The sequence below is a fragment of the Candidatus Neomarinimicrobiota bacterium genome, from assembly GCA_012964825.1.
In the GTDB taxonomy this organism is placed as follows: Bacteria; Fidelibacterota; Marinisomatia; order Marinisomatales; family S15-B10; genus UBA2125.
This window is the reverse complement of record DTTI01000015.1, coordinates 1-3,779: the sequence shown is the minus strand read 5'-3', so window position 1 is coordinate 3,779 and position 3,779 is coordinate 1. Positions and strand designations below refer to the sequence as shown.

Sequence of the window (3,779 nt, the reverse complement as noted above, 5' to 3'; positions counted from 1 at the left end):
TTGCTTGTAATCCGTAAAGATTTTGCTCAATAACGTTGAGAGCTGAAATGGGGCTGCCGTAATGACCGTGCGCATCGAACATACCCGGCATGACCGTTCTGCCGGCAAGTTCAAACACCTTGGCATCATTGGGCACGCTAACATTTTTCCCTACTGCTACAATCTCATCAGCCTTAATAAGAACAGTTACATTTTCGAGAATCTCCTTCTTTTGGTTCATAGTTAGAACACGGACATTTTTCAGGGCAACTGTACTACTTGGGCGGTTGATTGTATAGATAAAAGAGATGTCGGTTTTTTTGGTCTGATTCTTTTGGTCGAGTATGGACTTCAGTTTCTTTTCAACGTGGTACTTGCCGCGAGTCCAATACAGCGTTTGGCTATCAATTGACCATGACATGAAATCCCCGTCTTCATTTCTATCCACCCTCTGGGTATATCCTTCTTCATCGGCAGCACTGACAGTCACTGTTTTACCAACATAATCGAAAGGAGTGACAAAACTGCGGTGGTATTCTCGGAAGGCAATCCATTGCATATCTGGTGATATCACCGCCCGTGTGGCGTTGGTAAACTTGAAAATCTCCTTTTCGTCCAAACCGTCCATGGTAATGGATTTGATTGTTAAAACATCCTCCACATATTCCGAGAAGTAGATACGTCCGTCCTGGCCAAAGAAAACTGTAGGAGGACGCTTGGCATAGCGGTTTTCGCTCCACTCTATTTCAGTCAAAACAGTCTCTTTTTCGGCCCTTTCGATCAATACAAGCACATAGTCAGTCTGATTTTCCAGATGATTTCCGTTTATCAAAGAACCTCCTCCACGGATAAAAGCAATATTACCTTCATTTGATACAGCAATAGAACCGTACTGACTTTTTACCGAGGTCAATTTTTTACGTTTCTTCCCGTTCAAGCTCATTTGATAAACAGCCCCCATTTCCTTGTCGTTCCAGGAGGCGTAATAGATCAATTTTGATTTGGAGTCATAGACCGGATTGGTCTCATGATCTTTGGATTTAGTAAGGTTTATAACCTTCGAACCCTTTTTTAGGTAAAGGTCTCCCAGGGCTTCAAATAAGATCCCTGAAGGTGTTGATTGAGACCAGCGGTGTGATCGAGTTACACCTTCAGCCTGTGGTACATCCACTTTGAAACGGATCGTCTCCTTTATGTCACGATCCACCGGCGCTTCAAATTCAATCTTACGGGCTTTGCCTGATTGAATATCAACGGCGTGAATCCCTCCATCATATGAAAGGAAAATTTCACTGCCACCGGTATGCCAACTCATGTTTGGATATGATCCATAGAAGCTACCGCTGTCCTGACGATCAAAATCCAGTCTTCGGCTGACTACTTTCTCTTCCCTTGTCTTTAAGTCATGAACCACCAAAACGGTCTGCCGGTCATCACGGTGTATATAGGCCAGTTTTTTACCGTTTGGAGATATAGACGGATTAGCGGCCCCACCCGGCCTATCGATATAAACTTCCACCACACCCGTATGAGTGTTGTACGTCTTTATACGGTCGCCGCTACTGTAAAGGCCACCATCTCCGTGTTCAAAGTAGATTAGACCATTGGAAGGATGCATTTCAAAATGTATGACCGGTGCCCGAGTTCCAGGCGGAATGATCTCTTGCTTACTGCCGTACAGGTTAAACATGTATACTGGATGACGAACCTTCAAATTCAATGCTGTTCCAAAAACATGTCGGCCGTCTTGTGACCAAGTTCCTTGATGCACCGGGAGTTCCATATCGGATATATTTTCCATTTCCCCACTAGCTAGATTATGCACCCACAAATCATCACTACCACTTCGGTCTGAGGTCAATAAAATCTTTTTTCCATCGGGACTGAAACGGGGAAACATATTCCACGAAGTACCCTCGGTGATTGGCTTGGCCTTTCCACCTTGAGCCGACATGAGGTAGATATGCCCCAATAAATCAAAGGCAAGTGTTTCCCCATCAGGAGATACATCCATACTCATCCACGTACCTTCCTTGGCTGTAAAGGTAACTTTTTTTGTTTGGGCAAAAGAAAACGTGGCGATGGAAAAGATTACAGCGATCAAAATACTTCGTTTCATGAGTTTTCCTCTTTTATCTGATCCAAGTTGAAAAGTTCGGTTGAGAAGCATAATGTTGAAATTGGGTGCATCCCTTACTTTATGACCGGTTTGCCATCTCTGACCCAAATCTGATCCCCCACCGTCACGGTTGCATCGGTAAAAAAGTTCCAGCGAACATAAGGTCGTTCACCACCTACCGCCCCGCCAAGCTCTGAATTATCGCCCAGCGAAAGACGGACGACTCCCGCACCGTAACCGTAATAGGGGACCCACGGATTTCGTTCCGGCACCGCCAATTTGGGATTAAAGCCCAGTGCAAACTCTCTGAACCGGCGTCCCACATCGCCCGCCTGTTCCATCTCGGCTTCAACATTTTCCTTTCCAGTCTCCGCACTGACTTTCACTACAATTCCATCAACAATCTCAAGCTTGAGACCGATGACCGGACCTCCGTTCCACTGGGATGGCGGAAACGCAATGGTGCCGCGGACAGATTCCTCCAGAGGGGCGACACGGACCGCTCCCGCCGGCAGTTCAATCTCCCGGTCGATCAGGATCACACCACGATCTGTCCGCGCCTTTGACGCATCGCCATCCTGTCTGTTTACCGGCCGGTCACCAATTCGAAAACGGATATCTGTTCCAAGCGGTGTGGTCACATGCACTTCCCTGTTTCGCATCGCCCGTTCGAAACGGAGCTGAATTTGTGCCAGCGTGTCATAGTCACTGTTCAGCACAGCCCGCTGGTATAACGCGTCTATGTCCCTCGGTTCGGGCATCGGCTGACCGGGGAGGGGATATGCGCTTCGGTTTTCCAACCAGTGAAAATGGACTGTGCGGCTCTTACCAGATCTCAATATATCTTGCATTGCGGCATAGGCAGGATGTCTTGTGGTTGCTCCCGGCAGCATCACCGACGCATCAATATCTTTGAACATTTTCCGGTACGCTTCTCTGGAAGGTTCCGCGCCGCGCCTGATAACGTCCGGATCCCACTCGCTTGATGGAAGAACGTCGATCACGCCGAGATCAACCGCTCCCGCTTTCATCATCTCATAACGCAGAGGTGGAATCAGATCGCGGAACATGTCCGGATGGGCCACAAGCAGAACCTTCTCTCCCTGCCCCACCTCCATGCGCTCGACTATCACACGTGCCAACTCCGGCCAGTCCAGCCTTAGGCGCTCTTGTGCAGAAGCAAAGCTGAAAATCAGGAGCAGTATGGCGAGGGGCTTTTTCACAGTAAGAAACAATATATCTACTCAATCTCTCAATGTCAAGGGAACCACCTCAGAAAGAAAAAACATCGCCTTAGAATGGATATTTTGATATATTGGGAGAAAATGGACACTCATCTTCAAAAACCAGAACCGCCACCCAAGCCACCTAAAGCACCCAAACCTCCAATGAACACAGCTCAGAAAATTTCTCTCTTGCTGTGTGTGTTTTCAGGATTCATATTATGTGTCGGGTCAAACAAAAGAGGGTAAAGATATCTATTCCTATGTTAAGCTCATTGATGCTACCTCAATACTTGTGGATATTGACAAATATTATTCAAAATAGGTACAATAAAGGAGTATGGTTTAGAGTAGAAGTCTACTACGGTTGAATGATTACCGTAATACGATATTTTCATTCATAAAATGATAAAAAAATATATTATAAAATATTCAATTGAATTTGTTGTAATTATACT

At 46.1% G+C, this 3,779-nt stretch carries 2 protein-coding genes; both read right to left on the bottom strand.

The genetic code is table 11. The features are described 5' to 3' along the window. On the bottom strand, window positions 1-2,149 hold a 2,149-nt coding region (locus tag EYO21_00930; protein HIB02378.1), incomplete at its 3' end, for a hypothetical protein. 23 nt (window positions 2,150-2,172) lie between these two features. After that, window positions 2,173-3,321 (bottom strand): hypothetical protein, encoded by a 1,149-nt coding sequence (locus tag EYO21_00925; GenBank protein HIB02377.1) that lies wholly within the window; start codon window positions 3,319-3,321, stop codon window positions 2,173-2,175. Window positions 3,322-3,779: the final 458 nt, after the last annotated feature.